The following is an 18,843-nucleotide window of genomic DNA, read 5'->3' as shown; positions in this document are numbered from 1 at the left end:
AATGATCGCCTCTTTGAAAAAGTGGGCGCTGTTTTTGTATTTTGTAACGATTAAACCCTGATACAAATGCATAAGTTTTTATTATTCTTTTACCCGATAATAATACCATTTATAGCTATGGCACAAGGAACTGCAGATAAGCAGCTGCTACTGATCGGCACATATACCAAAACCAGCAGCGAGGGGATATATCTCTATGAATTTGACAGCAAGAATGGACAGTTACAACCTGTGGGTGTAGCGAAGCAAGTTGACAATCCTTCCTATCTGGTGGTATCGCCTAATGGTAAGCAGGTGTATTCCGTGAATGAGGTAGGTGCGAGTCGTAAGGGCAGTGTGAGTGCATTCACTCTGGACCGTAGTGCCGGCCTGTTGACATTTACGGGTAAGCAGCCTGCGGGTGGTGATGGTCCTTGTTATATTAATACCGACAGGCAAGGTAAGTTTGTTGTGGTGGGTAACTATGCGAGTGGTAGTTTATCGGCGCTGCCTATACAGGTAGACGGTAATATTGCAGCGCCGGTACAAACCATACAACATACCGGCTCCAGCATCAACAAGAGCAGGCAGGAAACGCCGCATGTACACTGTGTAGAATTTTCTCCTGAGCAACATTATCTCTATGTACCGGACCTGGGTACGGACAAAGTAAATATTTACAAATTTGATCCGGCGGCAACACAACCTTTACAGCCTGCATCTCCTGCTTATGTGGTTTTTCCGGGAGGTTCAGGACCTCGGCACCTGGTATTCCATAATAACGGGAAGTGGGCATACGTAATTCATGAATTAGATGGGAAGATCAGTGCATTTAACTATCAGCCACAGAGCGGAGCACTGGATCGTTTTCAAACCATTACGACCCTTCCTGCCGGCTTTAACGGCACGATCTCCGGCGCGGACATACATATTTCTCCGGACGGTAAATTTCTCTATGCTTCTAACCGTGGTACACTCAATGATATTGTCATTTACCGCATCGCTATGAATAGTGGTAAACTTACTTATGTGGACCGGCACAGCAGTGGTGGTAAGACGCCCCGCAATTTTATGATAGACCCTTCTGGTCAGTTTCTGCTGACGGCGAACCAGGATTCTGATAATGTGGTGGTATTCAAAAGAGATGTCAATACGGGTAAACTGGCTGCTACGGGGCAAGAAATAAAGATCGCTATGCCGGTTTGTCTTAAAATGACGTCCCGTCAATAAGATACTGGCACTATCTTTTTGCGATACTTACTAAAATGTAGTGTTATGAAAGATAAACAGCCGAAAAACGAGGAGTCGCAGGTACCTGGCGGGCAAAGGCAAGATAAGCCGCAACCACCGACAGCAGCGGAGCAGGAGCAGCGGCATGATGAGTTGTTTCCCGGGTACCCCAGTTATCCTAAAGGAGAAGATATCACCAGTCGTAATGAGGAGGTGGATATGGATGTAGAAGATGCTACCCGTTCTACCCAGCTGAATGATGAAATATTACGCGAGCGCCAACGTACTGCGCGAGAAGATATGGATGAAGGGTTGGATGTACCCGGTGCAGAGTTGGATGATGCGGATGAAGAGACGGGAGGAGAAGACGAGGAGAATAATTTCTACAGTCTGGGTGGTGATCGACATGAGGATTGATCTTATAATAAAGGTGTCAGTAAGCGGCACACGGCGTCGGTGAACTTTTGGAATAATGGCCGGTTGCGCCAGGACTTTCTATCTACTTTGACGGCGTCGCACAGGTCGTCTTCAAAACTTTTATTCAGTTTGTTGGCGAATGTTTGATCGTAAATAATAGCAGCTATTTCACAGTTAAGATAGAAGCTACGGTTGTCGAGGTTTACGGTGCCTACCATGGCTACATTGTCGTCTATCAGGATGGTTTTTGCGTGCATGAAACCTTTCTTATACAAGTATACATGAATACCTGCTTCCAACAGGGATTTGATGAATGACATAGCTGCGTGCTGTACTACGAATGAATCTCCTTTTTCGGGTAATAGCAGCTCCACATCTTTACCCGCCAGGGCTGCTATCTGCAAAGCAGTCAATATTTGTTCATTGGGGATAAAATAGGGATTACAGATCCTGATGCGACGTTTGGCTACATTGATAGCCATGAGGATGCATTGCATTGCCATGGGCCATTCTGAATCGGGGCCGCTGGCTACGATGTCTGAGAAGCAAGTTTCCCGTATGGTAGAACGCTGAAAGTAAGGAATGGCAAAAGAGAATGTTTGTTTGCTGCAATAGCGGTAACTCAGCAAGAACTGTAGTTGGAGGTTGTTTACTGCGTCGCCTTCAATCATCAGGTGGGTATCTCTCCAGAAGGTACTATGTTTTCCGTTGTTGACGTAGCGTTCGTCAACATTGATACCACCGGTAAAGCCTACACGTCCGTCGATGACGATGATCTTACGGTGATTGCGATAGTTAGCGTTCAGGTAAAAGTATATGCGGACAGGGGAGAAGGGGTATACTTCTGCGCCATGTGCTTTAAGGCGGGCAGGTATATCGCCGATATGATTGCTGCCCAGGTCATCATATATTAGTCTTACTTCTACGCCTTCTTTGAGTTTTTCGATGAGTATTTCTGTTACGGCGTTGCCGATATCATCCGCTACGAAAATGTAGTATTCTATGTGAATGTGATGTTTGGCATGTTTCAGTGCTTTGAATAGGGCGGGGAATTTCTCTTCTCCATTTAACAGGAGGTGTACGCGGTTGTGTTTGGTAAGAACTGATTGCCTGGTGTTAAGGAGCATTGTGGATACTTCCTGTTTACTGGCTACCTGTTGTCGTAGTTCCAGCTGCATGCGTTCCATTTCGGGCCGTTGTGTTTCCCAGAAGCGGTAGATCAGTGTTTCATCTTTACTTCCTTTTAAGGTAAAACGGCGGCGTTTGCGCAGATCGCGGCCCAGGTAGTAGTATACGATCAGTCCCAGTACGGGTACAAAGATCAGCAATAATATATAGGCGGAGGCTTTAACCGGATTGCGGCTTTCCAGTAAAATAGTGCCTACTACGCCTATGAAGGTAAGTGCAAGCAGTACATAGCCCGCTATTTTTACATAGGGATGCCATGTTGATCCGGATAATAGTTGTACGATCGAATTCAAGTGAGAAAGTATTGCCTGTCTAAAGTTAAAATAATTTGTAGTCAGTTAAGTCACTACCAGTTATCATCACAAGGTGTGCCTTTCTTTCTTACGTCCATACAAAAAGATTAATTTAGTGCACTTCATAGCGGGGGTATCCCGTTATTATATGCGATAAACTACCATATACGAGCATGCAGGAGACCATCCTTCAAAAGCTGGAAGCATCCCGGAGGGAACTATTGGACCTCGGAATGCGCAATCCCTTATTAAACTACAGATTACCCGCAGGACGCGGTATTCGAATCGTACAGGAGCAATCGGTGGCGACGTATGATATACTCGTTGCCCAGGGCAAGGCGATGACGTTTAGTCCGCGGCCGGAGAAAATGCCTGCTGATGTGCTTTCCGAAACGATTGATAATGCGCCGGATGCAAAATTGCAGACAACGGAGTTAGCTGCGGCGTTACAGCTCCGGTTGCTGAACACTTATTATGCGGCGCGTACCAGTGTGGAAGAGCAAGGGGTCAATACGTTGTACCTGACCCTTGGCATGTTGCGGTGGTATGAGGCGGCGAATGGTACGGAGGTGAGGCAGGCTCCGCTGATATTGGTTCCGGTATCTCTGGAGCGTTCCAGTGCCCGGGAACGATTCCGTCTGCGATATACCGGGGCAGAGGTAGAGATGAACTTGTCCCTGCAAGCGAAGCTGAAAGCAGATTTTAACCTATTCCTGCCTGATATCCCGGATGAAGAGGAAACAGATATTGCTGCTTACATCCTGGCGGTGGAAAAAGTGATCAAAGGGATGTCGGGCTGGGAGGTCGTTGCGGATGCTATTGAACTCGGCTTTTTCTCTTTCGGGAAATTCATGTTATATCATGATCTGGATAGTACGCAATGGCCGGCAGATAGTAAACCGATTGCGCATCCTATTTTACAGGATCTTTATACGGATGGTTTCCGGGATGCGCAGCCATCTGTGCCCGAGGATGCTTTTATTGATGCGGAACCGAGGGCCGCGACCTTACACCAGGTGGTAGATGCTGATAGTTCACAGTTGTTGGCGATGCTGGCTATCCAGGAAGGCCGTAACCTGGTGATACAAGGTCCTCCGGGTACGGGTAAGTCCCAGACGATCACCAATATTATTGCGAATGCGATCGGGGAAGGGAAGAAGGTGTTGTTCGTTGCCGAAAAGATGGCGGCGTTGGAGGTGGTAAAGCGGAGGTTGGACAATATTGCATTGGGAGAGGCCTGTCTGGAATTGCATAGCCACAAAGCCAATAAAAAGGAGCTTCATCAGGCATTGAAAAGAGTGCTTGATCTGGGTAAGCCAGCTATTCAGAAACTGCAACAGGAAGTATCGATGCTGGCGGAGTATCAGGATGAGCTGAACGGATATTGTGCGGCGATACATACAGAAATAGGGAAGAGTGGGTGGAATGCTCAGGAGGTTACGGGACGTCTGCTGCAGATCGCGGCGGAGTACCCGGTGGAGCTGCCCCATCTGGTGCCTCCCGGTATGTCTATGTGGGGTGCTGAGCAGATGCAACAGGCATCTGCCCTGGCGGAACGTATACAGGCCTGGATAGCGGCATCTGGTCAGCCTGCGGACAATGCCTTCTGGGGTTCCCGGTTGCAGGTGCTGGTACCGCAGCAACAAACGGTTGTAGCTAACTCTTTGCAGCGAGCTAACGACGCGGTACAAGCTTTACAGGCATTGTCAGCCACGGTAGCGGCACATGTAGCTACACCTGCCCCGTTGAATAGGACAGAGACGGTATTGCTATCTGTTACGATGCGGCTGGCATCGCAAAAGCCGGATCTGTCTGATATCCATGTCCAGCATGATGCCTGGCTATTGCAGGCTGCTGATATACAGGATTTATTGCAGGTAGGCAGGCAATTGGATGCTATCCGTAAGGCGTATGAGCAGGTATTGCTACCTATTGCCTGGCAGCAGCCGGTACTTGATATCCGGTCGCAGTTGCTCGCTTATGGAGACAAGTGGTATAAGTTTGTGATGGGGACTTATCGCCGTAGCAAACAACAGTTGGCAGCCCTGTGTAAGCACGATCTGCCTGCTGATACGGCGACGCAGTTATCGCTCGTAGATGCTATACTACAGGCCCAGCAGCTGACGGCCTCTTTGCAGGTCTACGATACGTTGGCCAAAGCATTATTTGGTGTTCGCTGGAAGCAGCAAACATCTGACTGGGCGCAGCTGGAAGCGATACATGTTTATTTGCAGCAAGTACATCGGGCTGTGCAGCAAGGCGATTGCCTGGCGATATTACCTGCTTATCTGCAGCGGCAGGAACCAGCCATCAGTGCGGCTACTCATCACCAGGAGCTGGAGCAAGCCTTGCAACAACAGGCGCAGCAGTTGCGTGAATTGCTTGGTCTGATCGACCTGGACGAAAAGGTACATTTTACTGACGGTCCATTGCTTTTGCAACGTCCCTATGAGGAGCAGCTGCTAATATTGTCTGTGTGGAAACAGCGGTTGCCGGAGCTGCACCAGGTGATCGCGTGGAACAATCTGAAGGAGAAAGCTACTGCTTTGCAGCTGGACTGCCTGATACAGGAAGCGGCACACTGGCCTGCTGCGGGGACCCAACTAAAGGCGGCATTGGAACAAAGCTGGTATAACTATCTCCTGGAGCAGGCGATCCTATCGGCACCTGCTATACGAAGTTTTGAACGTAGCAGTCATGAGGAGGCCATTCGTCAATTCCGTAAGCTAGATATTATTCATCAGCGATATAACAGGGCGAGGGCGGCTCTTACGCATTGGGAAGCTATTCCGCGGCTGGAAGCCGGTGGGCAGGTGAATGTGCTCCGGACGGAGTTTAATAAAAAGGCGAGGCATATGCCTATCCGCAAACTGATGCAGGAGGCGGGGCTGGCCATTCAGGCGATCAAGCCGGTATTTATGATGAGCCCTTTGTCTATTGCCAACTATTTACCACCGGGAGCATTGGAATTTGATTTGGTCATTTTCGATGAGGCGAGTCAGGTGAAGCCGGTAGATGCACTAGGTGCCATTTTGAGGGGGAAGCAGTTGGTGGTGGTAGGAGACAGTAAACAATTACCCCCGACCAGTTTCTTTGATTCTCTTACGGCAGACCTGGAGGATGAGGAGAATGTAACGGCCGATATGCAGAGTATATTGGGGATGTGTGAAGCGCAAGGTGCGCCGCAGCGTATGTTGAGGTGGCATTATCGCAGCCGTCATGAATCGCTGATCAATTTATCCAACCAGGAATTCTACGATAACAAGCTGGTGATCTTCCCGAGTCCTGGGGGAGAGGACCGTATGGGGCTGGTATGGCATTATCTGCCTGATACGGTATATGACAAAGGGCAGACGCGAACGAACCGGCAAGAAGCAGCCAGTATAGCTGCGAAGGTGATGGAGCATGCGCGAATATATCCTCATCTCAGTTTGGGGGTAGTAGCGTTTAGTACGACGCAGATGCAGGCGATACAGGAAGAGCTGGAGACATTACGGAAGGCTTCTCCGGATCAGGAAGTATTTTTCCGGCAGCATCCAGAAGAACCGTTTTTTGTTAAGAATCTTGAGAATGTACAAGGTGATGAGCGAGCGGTCATATTTATCAGTGTGGGTTATGGAAAGACGGCGGAAGGAACTGTTAGTATGTCGTTTGGGCCCTTGAATAATGAAGGCGGTGAAAGGCGGCTGAACGTGTTGATCACCCGGGCTAAATTGCGCTGTGAGGTGTTTACCAATTTGAGACCGGAAAATATAGATCTGGGGCGTACGCAGAGCAGGGGGGTAAAAGCGTTGAAACATTTCCTGTATTACGCGGCACATGGTAGTACGATGGCTGCGGATAGTACCGTCGAGCCATTGGTACATCCTTTTGAAGATCATATCGCTGCCTTGTTGCGAGAGCGGGGATATACCGTTCATACGCAGGTGGGTACAGCAGGTGTTTATATTGATCTTGCTATTGCAGATCCGGCTACGCCGGGGAGATACCTGCTTGGTATTACCTGTGATGGTGCTTCTTACCAGGCAGCGCGGTCTGTGCGTGACAGGGATCGTTTGCGTCAGCAGGTATTAGAAGGGATGGGATGGAAGCTGTACCGGGTATGGAGTACAGATTGGTTGCGTCATCCTCAGCGGGAGCTGGAAAGATTGATCAATGCTATAGAGGACGCCAAGGCTAGTGTTCATACAGTAGCTGCTGCTAACGAGCCAGTGGCTATACTAGAACGGGAGGAGAAGGAAGTATTGCCGGAAGCGACTGTTGTGATGTACGAGCAGGCGACAGTGCCTCAGGAGATTGCGGCTGTTGATTTTCATGATCATCCTATTGGCAGGCTGAGTGGTTGGATGGAGGACATTGTAAATGTGGAGAGTCCTGTTCACATAGAAGAAGTGACGCGCCGGTTTGGCGAGGCGGCGGGATTACAACGGATCAGTAGCCGGGTGAAGGAAAGTCTTAAAACAACGATGGATTTTGCTGCAGATAAAGGGATTATTAAGGTAAAAGGGGACTTCCTCTGGCATAAAGATATGCAGACGCCATTGCTGCGTAATAGGAGTGAGTTGCCAGCCTCCTCTCGCAAATTGGTATACATTGCACCGGAGGAATTACAGCTTGCTATTTTGCAAGTCGTCACTGCCGCTATTGCTATCACTGCTGAAGATGCGGTGCCGCTGATTGCGAAGTTATTTGGCTTTACCCGTGTTACGGAAGAGATGAAACTGACTATACTGGAGCATCTGCAAAAGGCGGTAGATCAGCAGGTCGTTATCGAGGATGGAGAATGGCTTAAAATAACTGCTTAAATATAATACCGGGAGTATGTCTACTCATACTCCCGGTATGCATTAAAAGAGCGGAAGTGTAAATGTTCTGACGGCATTGCCCCGCTTTGTATAATGGTGTTGTTGCCATTGTTGCGTTGCCTGTATCGCTGCCTGTTGCCATTGCCATGACTGTACCTTCTCTTTCAACCGTTCGACTGCTTCCTTCTTATTCTGATGTTGTGAGCGGGATGTCATGCAGAGGACACTGATACCGGAGGGTATGTGTGTTGCCCTGACGGCGGTTTCGGTTTTATTTACATGTTGTCCTCCGGGGCCTGCCGCACGGCAGGTTTTGAAACTTACCTCTTTCGTATTCCATTCTTTCAGTGATAATGTATCGTACCGTTGTATGGTGATGAACCAATTCTTCCTTTTATGCATTTTGCGATAAGGGCTTTGGCCGATCCATTGGATGGTACCGATCCATGATTGTATAAATGACACTAATTCATTTCCAGATAATTTTACTGTTACGGACAGCAATGTGCCGTTCATCGTACCCGGTATTTTATTTATAACGTCAGCGTATATATTATTTTTCCTGGCTTCTTTCAGGAGTTGTTCCAATACCAGTGCCACTACGCGGGAGCATTCCGTGGGACCCTTGCCGGCAGATAGTTGTAGTAAGCTGTTGTTATTTATGTTTTGTTCCATGTAATTATTCTTTATTCATTCTTACGATGCGCGGGGTGAAGTGTCCATGTATGGTGATGAGTTCTTCCTGCGCGTTCATTACTGTCTGTATGTCTTTGTAAGCCATAGGAGATTCTTCTACGCTACCTCCGATCAAGGTGACACCGGCGGCGGAGAGTAGCTTTTTAAGGGATGACTGTGTGAATTTTTCTTTGGCTTTTTTTCTGGACATCGCTCTACCGGCTCCATGGGCAGCGGACTGGAGGGATGTGCTGTTGCCTTTACCTGTTACGAGGAAGCCACCATCTATCATATTGCCGGGGATGATACCTGCTTCTCCGGTATGTGCCGGTGTGGCGCCTTTCCGGTGTACATAGGCAGTACGCCCATCGGGCAGGCTCTCTTTCCAGGCGAAATTGTGATGGTTTTCTACTTTGGCGACTGGTTTTAAGCCAAGTACTTTTGCCAGGTTGAGATGTATGCGGTCATGGCAGGCTTTGGCATAATCGCCTGCCAGGTTCATGCTGAGCCAGTACTCTTGTCCTGCTTCGGTATTCATATCGAGCCAGGCGAGTTGTCTGGCTTCTCTTGGCAATCGGCATTGTTCCATCGCGAGTTGTGTATAATGTTGTGCAATGGAGGCCCCAAGCCCTCTGGATCCGGAGTGGGACAGGATGGCGAGGTAGTTACCTTCGGGAAGCCCCAATAGGTTATCTGCGTACAGGAGCATATTGCCAAATTCAACGAAGTGGTTACCGCTACCGCTGGTACCCAACTGGCGGACTGCTTTGCCATGCAGACTTTTAAGCAAGGCGGTGTAGCTGAATTCTTTTCTGTCGAGTACTTCGTGTTCCTGGGAGAAGGGTAGTCCTCCTTCCATGCCGAAGTGGGTATAGTCCTGTAAGGCCATTTTTAGCTGGTAGGTGTTCCTTTGGAGGAAGTTGCGACCGGTATCATATAATGTGAGTGCCATGCGGCATCCGATGTCTACGCCTACACCATATGGGATCAGGGCGTTTTCGACGGCGAGTACAGCGCCTACCGGCAATCCGTAACCGGCATGGGCATCCGGCATGAGCGCGCCCTGTATGGCTACCGGCAGGCGCAGGCATGTCTGCATCTGTTGTTTGGCGGCAGGTTCGATATGTTTGCTACCGAATGCTTTAACCGGTGCTGCGGTCTGTTCGGAGCGCAGTTCATATGCTATATAGTTATGCTCTTCTTCTTCCGGCAGTAAGGTGGCTGCCAGTTTATGCCATACTTCATCCTGCAGCCATTGCTGCGGTTGCTGATGGATAGCGGTCAGTGTTTGTATCAGCAGTTCCCTGGCTATGTGCCTGGACTGCTTATTAAGTATACCTATTGCAATGCTGCGGCTTCTGTCGTCTGTATAACCCAGTTTGCTGAGGTCTTTAAGTCGTATGTTATGATTGCTCATTTTCTTCGTTTTGATAGTAGTGCTGATTAAGTATGTCGGAGAGCGACCTGTTGAGGAGGGGGCTCTTTTCATACTTTCTGTTTTCGAACCAGTATTGATATCCCCGGCTACAGGTTAGTTTGTAGATATGAGGGCGCAGATGCCGGTCTGTGATATAGCGGTTTAATTCTGCCAAGGAGCTTTCCAGCTCATGGTTCCGTTTTTTTACCCGGGTGATCATCTTTTTATAATGACTGCAATAGCTGGTGACCCGTTCAAACAATGCTGCTTCTTTTTCCGTCAGTTTTAGTTTTACAAACGTGTTCAAATCAGGTTGTCTGAGATGTTGTTCATTGTTAACGTATACTCGTTTACGATGTATCCGTTTTTTAACTTTAAAGTCTTTGCGATGGCTGTATGCTATCGTGTTGATCTTGTCCAGTATTCCCTGATAGAAGGTTGCTTGTCTGCCAAGTGCTGTATCATTCCGCAGGATGAAGCTTCTTTTCCATCCACGTTGATATGGCGGATCCAGTTTTTCGTATCCGAGTTGCCGGATCTGCGTATACAGGTTGGTGGTCGTACGGTCTAACCGCAGCAGTTTTTTTTCCCAGTCTTCGTATACCATTCTGCGTTTGCTTCTTGCGGAGCGGATACGGCAATGCTGCAGTAATTCCTGGCAAGAGGAATTCTGTACCATAGCAAAATATTTTGCCGGTGAATAAATAGTGACCGCGAGTGATCGCGATCTGTTTATGATCGGATGAGGAGTAACGGACCGGTGGGGAAGTACTGGTTGGGAGTAGCTACAGGAGTTTCCTGTTTGGGCAGCGGCAGCAGTCAGGTATTGTAGTTAATACGAGCATGCATTTGCTTTTGCAGCAAAGCAGGGTAACACTTCCATAAAATTACCAGGGAAAGTGGTCCGTTAGGCGATATGTGTAGTTTGTTCCAGCATATGTAAAGTCCTCCATATAGTTTAGTGAAAACGTGAGGAAGAAATTGCTGGCGCGAAGGTACGGATAGTTTTTGCGGCGGGAAAATATAATCGGTTAACTGCAGATAAGAATGACGATCGTCATTCGTCAGGGGCGGGAGTTTGTCAACGGAAGGGGTAAAAACGTACATTTGAGACCTATCAATTCTAACTTATGTCAGAACAGGTTCGTTTACAGTTAACGGCAGCGGTTATGCTGGCTCCGGATGATCTTTTTATGGAGGCGCTGTTAGCGCCGGTACATGAATGTTTGGAGCAGGGGTATACCTGGGATGATTTTGAAGATCCCGGTATTATATTTCCTTATCTCTTTGATATTATGGATAAGCAGGTGAACAACGGGGGATTTATTCAACTGATATATAATGGTTACGGGCATTATATATTCGGGTTACAGGAGGAGTTTCTGCGGGCGATGGAGGCATATGGTGTATTGCAGCTGGTACAACTGTTGCGGGACGTATTACCATTATATGGGACCTACCAGGAGGAGATTGTTAGGACGAGTGAGGAACGACCCGGGGATATGGCGGCGTTCCACGCGCTTAATGTGAAACTGTTGCCTTATTTCCACGAGGTTAACATGCGATATTTTCAAGGGGTAGGTGAGCGATCAAAGGCGATGCTGCGACAGTATATCCAGGAGCATATAGCCGAGTTTGCAGATATTATTTAGATCAACAGAAAAACGGTCAGATGAAAGCAATTGTTATCACAACACCGGGAGGACCGGAGGTACTGCAATGGCAGGAGCGTCCGCGGCCGGTGCCCGGAGAAGGGCAAGTATTGGTGAAGGTGCATGCGGCGGGTATTAACCGGCCGGATGTTTTTCAGCGCAAGGGGAATTATCCGCCGCCGCCGGGAGTACCGGCGGACATACCGGGGTTGGAGATTGCGGGCGAGGTTGTGGAGCTTGGAGCGGGTGTGCAGCGTTGGCAGGTAGGAGATCGTGTTTGTGCTCTGGTGGGCGGAGGTGGTTATGCGGAATATGTGATCGTGCATGCGGAGCATTGTTTGCCGGTACCAGCCGGGTGGAATTTTGCGGCTGCCGCTTCTCTGCCGGAGACGATGTTTACAGTGTGGCACAATGTGTTTCAGCGGGGGCGGTTGCAGGCGGGAGAGCATTTCCTGGTGCACGGAGGTTCGAGTGGTATTGGCATCACTGCGATACAGTTGGCGAAGGCTTTTGGTGCCATTGTATTTGCTACGGCGGGAAATGATGATAAGTGTTACGTATGTGAGCAGCTGGGAGCCACGCAGTGTATTAACTATAGAACGGCGGATTTTGCGGCGGTGCTGGCGGACAAGGGGATAGATGTGATACTGGATATGGTAGGCGGCGATTATATTCCGAAAAACATCCGATTGTTGAGTCCTGACGGCAGGCTGGTATTTATCAATGCGATGGAGGGCGGGTTGATCGAGTTGGATATGTTATATATTATGCGGCAGCGACTTACCATTACGGGCAGCACATTGCGGAACCGGGATATTGCATTTAAGGCTGGGGTGGCAGCTGCGTTGGAGGCGGAAGTGTGGCCATTATTAGATAAAGGAGTTATTAAACCGGTGATATATAAGACGTTCTCTATAGCGGAAGCGGCGGCTGCTCACCAGTTGATGGAAAGCAGCCAGCATATAGGCAAGATCGTATTGACGATCGATTAATGTTGAGAAATTATGTTGTTGTTTTTGTCAGGTCCTTTTCTATGAAGGAGGTATGTTTGGTATCTCTTACGAGGGTGTATACGATGAGGGAGATGAATATGCAGCCGGTCACATACCAGTAGTAGTAAGATTCATGGCCTATCTTTTTGAAGTAGAGCGCGATATAACCGGCGGTGCCGCCGAATAGTGCGACGGTGATGGCATAAGGGAATCCTACTCCTAATGCTCTTACTTCTGCCGGGAACATTTCTGCTTTTACGACTGCATTGATAGAGGTATATCCGCTTACGATGACCAATGCTGCGAGCAGTAGGAGGAATGCCTGCCATACATCGGAGGTGTGGCTTAGTGTGGAGAGGATCGGTACGGTGAAGAGGGTGCCCAGGACGCCGAAACCTACGAGTAATGGTTTTCTGCCAAAGCGGTCAGACAGGGATCCGAATATTGGCTGCATGCCTGCATAGATGAAGAGCAGGAAAAAAACGATCATGGTGGATTGTTCTTCACTCAGATGTACTGTGTTTACCAGGAATTTATGCATGTAGGTGGTGTAGGTATAGAAAGCCAGAGTGCCCCCCATGGTGAGGCCTACTACTGTGAGTACGGCCCTGGGGTATTTGGAGAAGAGGGTTTTTAGTGATCCGCGGTCGGCGCGATGGTTGGATACGTCGGTGGATTCCTGCATGCCGCGGCGCATGAAGAGGGCGCTGAGGGCGAGGAGGGCGCCGATTGCGAAAGGGATGCGCCATCCCCAGTTGTGTAGTTGTTCGGGAGTCAGGAACACCTTTTGCAGTAGGAGCTGTATGCCGAGTGCGAGTAGTTGTCCGCCGATGAGGGTGACATACTGGAAGCTGGAGTAGAAGCCTCTGCGGTCGGCGGTGGCTACTTCGCTGAGGTAGGTGGCGGAGGCGCCATATTCGCCGCCTACGCTGAGGCCTTGCAGTAGTCTGGCCAGTAGTAGGAGTGCGGGTGCTGCATAGCTGATGGTGTTAAAAGAAGGCGTAAGAGCGATCATCAAGGAGCCGAGGGACATGAGTAAGACGGAGAGTGTCATCGCTGCTTTACGGCCACTACGATCGGCAATACGGCCAAACATCCAGCCGCCGATAGGGCGCATCAGGAAGCCTACGGCGAAGATGGCGGCGGTATTCAGGAGTTGGAGGGTGCGGTTGCCATTCGGGAAAAATACCGGGGCGAAGTAAAATTCGAAGGCAGTGTAGGCGTACCAGTCGTACCATTCGACAAGATTTCCTACTGCTCCGGTAAAGATGGCTTTTAGTCGCCATGCGTTATTGGTTGTGGTGGAATGATTATTTTTCATGAACGTATTAAATGAACGATAGACATACGGTGGGCAACAAGTTATATTATTTTTGCGGAGGATGATTGGAGCCGGTGTAGTTGACAGGGAATATTTTACGTTTATTCAGGGAATTTATATGCAGGAAGCGATCGTAAGAGCAAAAAAGGCCGCTGCGGAAGAAGCGGTTAATTATATAGCGCCGGGGATGACCATCGGGTTGGGGACCGGCTCTACAGCCTACTGGGCTATCGTTAAGATAGGGGAGTTGGTGAAACAGGGGCTTAACATACGGGCTATTGCGACATCTGCCGCTTCGGAGGCGTTGGCGCAACGGCTGCATATCCCGTTGGTTAACTTTGCCGGGATCAGTCATATTGATGTTGATATTGACGGGGCGGATGAGATAGATGAGCAGCTTAACCTGACCAAGGGCGGTGGCGGGGCGTTGCTTCGGGAGAAGATCATTGCTGCTGCCAGCAAACGGATGATCGTGATCGCAGACGATGCTAAAAAGGTAAAGACGCTTGGTGCGTTTGCGTTGCCGGTGGAGGTGGTACGGTTTGGCTGGGAGATGACTTTGCGGAAGCTGGAGGCTACCGGTAATAAGCCGAGTCTGCGGAAAGAAGGCGATTATCCGTTCCTGACGGACAATGGCAATTACATCATTGATTGTGCTTATGGGGAGATCCCTGATCCTGCGTCGCTGGATACCTTGCTACATCGTATACCTGGTGTAGTGGAGACGGGGCTTTTTGTGCAGATGGCGCATACGGTGATCATCGGGAAGGCGGATGGTACAACGACGACGTTACATCACCTGTAAATAGTTGATACAAAGAGCCGGGGCCTGGCAGATACATCTCATTGTATCTGCCAGGCCCCGGTTGTATTTATACGGGAACAGCGGTCAATCCTGTAGTTCCATTACTTCTTCTTTTTTGCCGGTAAATTCTTTCACGGTCATATTATACATTACGCTGTGGCGGTTATTGACACGTTGTACGAGGTGTACGTGGGCGATAAAGCGCTGTACGATCTGTATTTTATCGCTCGGTGTTACTACCAGCAATTGCAGGTGTAGCTGCCGGCACAGTTCCATGAGATAGGTGGCTTTTTCTTCATCCTGGTTGCTGAAGCTTTCATCTACTGCGATGAAGCGCAGGCTGCGGGAGTTCTGGCCTTCTTTGGTGATTCCGAACTGGTAGGCGATGGCGGAGCAGAGGATGGTGTAGGTCAGCTGGGCTTTTTCTCCACCGGAGAGTTGTCCCATCTGGCGATACGTTTTTTTCAGCTCGTCGGTATTGCGGTATTTTTCATCTGCCCAGAATTCGAACCAGTTGCGTACGTCGAGTACCCTGGAGCGATAGCTTTCGCTTTCTTCCAGGTTGCCTATCAGTGGTTGTACGTGCTGGCGGAAGTGCAGTGCTTTTTCTTCGAAGCTATTTTGCTGCCAGTCTGCTGCTTGTGGTAATGCATTGAGCAGGTTGGCACGGAACTCTTTGATGGTGGTGTCAGGAACGGAGCGCATGCCCAGTTGTATGTAGGTATCGGGCAGGCGGTTGAAGTTGATGCCACCTAATGACTGGTTGAGTGTATTGACGCTGCCTTTGATCTTTTGTTCCCAGCTTTCCAGTTCTTCGTTGAGCTCACCGATCTTGTAGACCATGGTTTCGTGGAGGTAGCGTTCGAAGTCTTTTTTATAGCGGGGGAGGTTGTCGGACTGTAGTTTTTCCAGCCATTCCATGTATTCCTGTACGAATTCGCGGTCGGAGGGGAGTTGTTGTACATCTCCTGTCCAGTCGGTGAAGCGTTGCAGGGTTTCGAGAGGCGGATTTTTGATGCGGTTGATGCCGCGGTCGAGTTCGCGACCTACTTTGATCAGGGCGTCTTCCAGTTGTTTGACTTCTTCTGACAAGGAATTTTTGATCTGCTGGTATACCAGGTCGATGTTGTTGAGGCCGATATTAAGCAGTACGGAGTCGTGTCTGCGCTGGAAGTCGAGCAGTTGCAGGGTATCTTCTTCTGTGAGTTGCTGCAGGAGGGGCTGCAGGTGTTGTTGTTGTGTTTCTACCTGTTGCAGGTTGTTTTCGCTGATACCGATTTTTGTGAGTAAGGCATCTCTGTCGGTTTCCTGCTGCATGATCTGTTCCTGAACGGCGGTGAGCTGGCCGGTCAGTTCGGACAGCTGGTTGCTGCTTTGTTTGAGGGCGTTGATCTGCTCTTCTATATTACGGATGGCTCTTTGTACGCCAGCGATATTGATCAGGGAGAAGCTGTTATGATCGATGATATGTTGAACGGAGACGAGTTGTTTGCCTAATCTTTTCTTTTTATTATCGGCTCTGTCGAGTGCTTCTTTGGCGCTTTCTGCTTCTGCTATCAGGCGAAGCCTTTTAGTGGTGAGGGCTTCTTTCTTTTTTTCGTTGTTCCAGCCCAGTACGTATCGGCTGGGATCATTACGATCGGGGCGGTCATCTTTTTCATGGCGGTCTCTGTTTTTGATAAGGCCATGTATGGTGATGGCGTTGTCGTAGCGGGCCAGTTCTTTGTCACTTTCCACGCAGCTGTGTTCGAACATGCGTATTACCTGTTGGCTTACCCAGTCGCTTAGTTTGTGATCTGGGTGGAAGTCCAGTTTATGCCAAACGGTATCATCTTCTGCATACTGGTGCATGCCTAGTTCGCCGACGTTGTAGTATACTAGTCTGGCTTGCAGGTTGGTGGTATTTACGTATCGGGTTACTTTTTTATAATGTTTATCTGGAACGAGCAGGCGGAGAGCGAAGCCATGGAGTAGTTTTTCCAGTACGGGTTGCCATTCCAGGTCTTCGGGTCTTACCTGCATGAGTTCTCCTGCAAACGGGAGTTCGGAGGTTTCCAGTTTGAGGGCCTGGCAGATATCTTTACGGAGGTGGATCAGGTGGCCAGGTATATTATTACGGCTTTGGAGGAGCATGTTGAGGTCGTTTTCCACGGTGACGATGCCATCTTGTGCTTTTTTGAGCTGTTGGCGGGCGTCGTACCAGTCTTCCTCGTTATTGCGGGTTTCCAAGGCGAGTCTTTTATTGGCTTTGTCTGCTTCTTTTTTGATGCGGCTGTAGGCAGCATCATCGGAGGCGTTGGTTTCTTCGAGGTGGATGTTGGTGCACCATTCGGTGAACTGGTCGAGGGCGATTTGTGTATCGGACAGTTTCTGGCGGGCATCTTCCAGGTCTTTGGTAAGGGCCTGGAGGCGTTGTCCTGCTTTATTTTGATCTATTTGGTTTTTGATCTGGCGTTCTTCGTCCTGGAGTCGCGCTACTTGTTCGCGGGCTTGTTGGAGGCGTAGTTTGAGTTCTTCGAGGGCTTTCTGGCCATTGGTGAGGGCTTCTCCGAGTAGTTGGTATTTGGTGTAGCTGTTCCAGATGGTGCCTATTTCTACTTCCTGTTTGGCCAGTGCGAGTTGTGCTGCTTGTTGCTGATAGGAGGCGTAGTGATCCTGGAGGGGTAGCAGCAGGGCGATCTGGGCTTCTGCTTTTTCGATATTGCGTTGGGCATCGAGGAGGGTAGCGAGGTGTTTTTTGAGGTCCTGGAACTGTTCTTCCATGTTACGCGGTTCGAGCATATGCATGCGGATGAACTCGTCGAGGTTGCCGAGGACTTTGATACCTACGGTCTGGTTGAAGAGGCTGAGTGCTTGCAGGCTTTGCATGCCCAGCACTTCTACCATGCGTTGTGCATATCGGCCGGCGGAGTCGAACCATTCTACCTGGCGGCGGCTGCTTTTGTTGTATAGCTGGTCTATACGGCGGCGCCAGGCGCCATTGAGGTCGAAGGGGGTGAAGTCGGCTTCGATGTGCAGGGCTTTGTGTGCGATGGCGTATATGCGGCGCATATCGCTGCCACCGAAGTAGCGTACCTGGAACAAGGTGACTTCTTGGCCGACTTCGTTGGCGAAACAGGCGAGGAGGATGCTATATGCTTCTTCGCGGTTTTCGCGGAGGTAGAGTGTTTTGCCGGAGGTACTGTTTTCGGTATGTAAGCTACCAAAACCACCCAGTACATAACTTTCTTCTGTACGGTCTCCTTTTTTCTCGCTACCGGAGGACTGGTTATAAAATCTGTGTTTTCTTTCCGGCACCATCAGGGTGAGGAGTGCATCGACGTAGGTGGTTTTGCCACTACCGTTGGCTCCTGTGAGCAGGGATGTTTCCCCTTCTGGTTTTATCTGCCATACATGTCCATCAAAGGTGCCCCAATTGTATATTTCCATGTATTGCAGGCGGAAACCGGATTTATCGCTATCCGTGCTGAATACGTTGAGCTGCATGTGCTGTAAGTTGTTGTTTAAAGTCTTCCAGAATTTCGTTGTCTACTTTGGCTTTGAGTATCTTTTTGATACGGAATTTCTGTTCGTCGGGCACTTCGTGGTGCTCGATCTTATCGATGAAACCAAGTTCTTCTACTTTATCGATGAGGCGGTCGAGTTCTTTGATGAATTTGACGCGGCTGGCATCTTCGCGGAAGAAGAGTTCTGCAAATTCTTTGATTTCGCGGCGTTTTTTGACCAGTTCGCGGCTGGTGACTTCGCCTACTTCGAATTCGGCCATCATATCGCGGAGGAGAACGAGCAATACGCTTTCGTCGTATCCGAGGGAGGTACGGCGGGTCCAACCGGCGACGCTTTCTTCTTCTTCTGTTTTAGCCGTTTCGAGATAGGCGTATCCATCTTCCTTATCGAGGATGAGGGTCAATCCCAGTTGTTGTAAGAATCGGGTCAGTTCGCCCTGGTATTGCAGCAGTTGCTCCCAGGAGGTCTTTTCAAGATATTCGACAGGCCCTTTCAGCAGTTTGATGAATACAGATGTGTAAGGTAATATCTCCACTATTAGAACGAAAATTTTAAAACGAGT

Annotated in this window: 13 protein-coding genes; 6 read left to right on the top strand and 7 right to left on the bottom strand. The window is 49.3% G+C overall.

Annotation, left to right across the window (positions count from 1 at the left end; translation table 11 throughout):
• The first annotated feature begins 117 nt into the window (after window positions 1-117).
• Together KTO58_RS23925 and KTO58_RS23920 are read left to right on the top strand one after the other, a co-directional pair.
• The gene (locus KTO58_RS23925) at window positions 118-1,209 is read left to right on the top strand and encodes a lactonase family protein (RefSeq protein ID WP_198315129.1); all 1,092 of its coding nucleotides are present in this window, start codon (window positions 118-120) and stop codon (window positions 1,207-1,209) included.
• 45 nt (window positions 1,210-1,254) lie between these two features.
• Window positions 1,255-1,626, top strand: coding sequence for a hypothetical protein (locus KTO58_RS23920; protein ID WP_198315130.1), 372 nt, complete (start codon window positions 1,255-1,257; stop codon window positions 1,624-1,626).
• Window positions 1,627-1,628: 2 nt separating this feature from the next.
• On the opposite strand, the gene cls is transcribed toward KTO58_RS23920, so the two are convergent.
• Entirely contained in the window at window positions 1,629-3,107 is a 1,479-nt protein-coding gene (gene cls, locus KTO58_RS23915; RefSeq protein WP_157752766.1) for a cardiolipin synthase, read from the bottom strand.
• Between the two features lie 173 nt (window positions 3,108-3,280).
• Between cls and proA the strand changes: the two genes are divergently transcribed.
• A complete protein-coding gene (proA, locus tag KTO58_RS23910) occupies window positions 3,281-7,912 on the top strand; it encodes an anti-phage protein ProA (protein ID WP_095836987.1) in 4,632 nt (1,543 codons plus the stop codon).
• Between the two features lie 42 nt (window positions 7,913-7,954).
• Here the strand turns inward: proA and prfH are convergent, their stop codons facing one another.
• Genes prfH through KTO58_RS23895 form a run of 3 tightly spaced genes read right to left on the bottom strand, consistent with a single transcriptional unit; the run spans window position 7,955 to window position 10,683 of the window.
• On the bottom strand, window positions 7,955-8,587 hold the full coding sequence (gene prfH / locus KTO58_RS23905) for a peptide chain release factor H (RefSeq protein ID WP_198315131.1): 633 nt from the start codon (window positions 8,585-8,587) through the stop codon (window positions 7,955-7,957).
• Window positions 8,588-8,591: 4 nt separating this feature from the next.
• The gene (locus KTO58_RS23900) at window positions 8,592-10,004 is read right to left on the bottom strand and encodes an RtcB family protein (protein WP_095836988.1); all 1,413 of its coding nucleotides are present in this window, start codon (window positions 10,002-10,004) and stop codon (window positions 8,592-8,594) included.
• Window positions 9,991-10,683: a hypothetical protein gene (locus tag KTO58_RS23895; RefSeq protein ID WP_095836989.1), complete on the bottom strand. Its 693-nt coding sequence runs from the start codon at window positions 10,681-10,683 to the stop codon at window positions 9,991-9,993. The genes KTO58_RS23900 and KTO58_RS23895 overlap by 14 nt, the downstream gene beginning before the upstream one ends.
• A 451-nt stretch (window positions 10,684-11,134) precedes the next feature.
• On the opposite strand from KTO58_RS23895, the gene KTO58_RS23890 reads away from it, so the two are divergent.
• Together KTO58_RS23890 and KTO58_RS23885 are read left to right on the top strand one after the other, a co-directional pair.
• A complete protein-coding gene (locus tag KTO58_RS23890) occupies window positions 11,135-11,656 on the top strand; it encodes a DMP19 family protein (protein WP_095836990.1) in 522 nt (173 codons plus the stop codon).
• Window positions 11,657-11,676: 20 nt separating this feature from the next.
• Entirely contained in the window at window positions 11,677-12,648 is a 972-nt protein-coding gene (locus KTO58_RS23885; RefSeq protein WP_095836991.1) for an NAD(P)H-quinone oxidoreductase, read from the top strand.
• A 10-nt stretch (window positions 12,649-12,658) separates the two neighbouring features.
• Here the strand turns inward: KTO58_RS23885 and KTO58_RS23880 are convergent, their stop codons facing one another.
• Complete coding sequence (locus tag KTO58_RS23880; RefSeq protein WP_095836992.1) at window positions 12,659-13,969, bottom strand: MFS transporter; 1,311 nt, start codon at window positions 13,967-13,969, stop codon at window positions 12,659-12,661.
• Window positions 13,970-14,087: 118 nt separating this feature from the next.
• Between KTO58_RS23880 and rpiA the strand changes: the two genes are divergently transcribed.
• Window positions 14,088-14,774: a ribose-5-phosphate isomerase RpiA gene (gene rpiA / locus KTO58_RS23875; RefSeq protein ID WP_095841418.1), complete on the top strand. Its 687-nt coding sequence runs from the start codon at window positions 14,088-14,090 to the stop codon at window positions 14,772-14,774.
• A gap of 84 nt (window positions 14,775-14,858) precedes the next feature.
• On the opposite strand, the gene KTO58_RS23870 is transcribed toward rpiA, so the two are convergent.
• Both KTO58_RS23870 and KTO58_RS23865 read right to left on the bottom strand, forming a co-directional pair.
• Window positions 14,859-18,260 (bottom strand): ATP-binding protein, encoded by a 3,402-nt coding sequence (locus KTO58_RS23870; protein ID WP_095836993.1) that lies wholly within the window; start codon window positions 18,258-18,260, stop codon window positions 14,859-14,861.
• Complete coding sequence (locus KTO58_RS23865) at window positions 18,232-18,816, bottom strand: DUF4194 domain-containing protein (protein ID WP_225859894.1); 585 nt, start codon at window positions 18,814-18,816, stop codon at window positions 18,232-18,234. The genes KTO58_RS23870 and KTO58_RS23865 overlap by 29 nt, the downstream gene beginning before the upstream one ends.
• Window positions 18,817-18,843: the final 27 nt, after the last annotated feature.

Origin of the sequence: Chitinophaga pendula, assembly GCF_020386615.1 — a bacterium.
Classification (GTDB): domain Bacteria; phylum Bacteroidota; class Bacteroidia; order Chitinophagales; family Chitinophagaceae; genus Chitinophaga; species Chitinophaga pendula.
The sequence above is the reverse complement of the archived record's forward strand: the minus strand, read 5'-3'. Positions and strand labels throughout refer to the sequence as shown.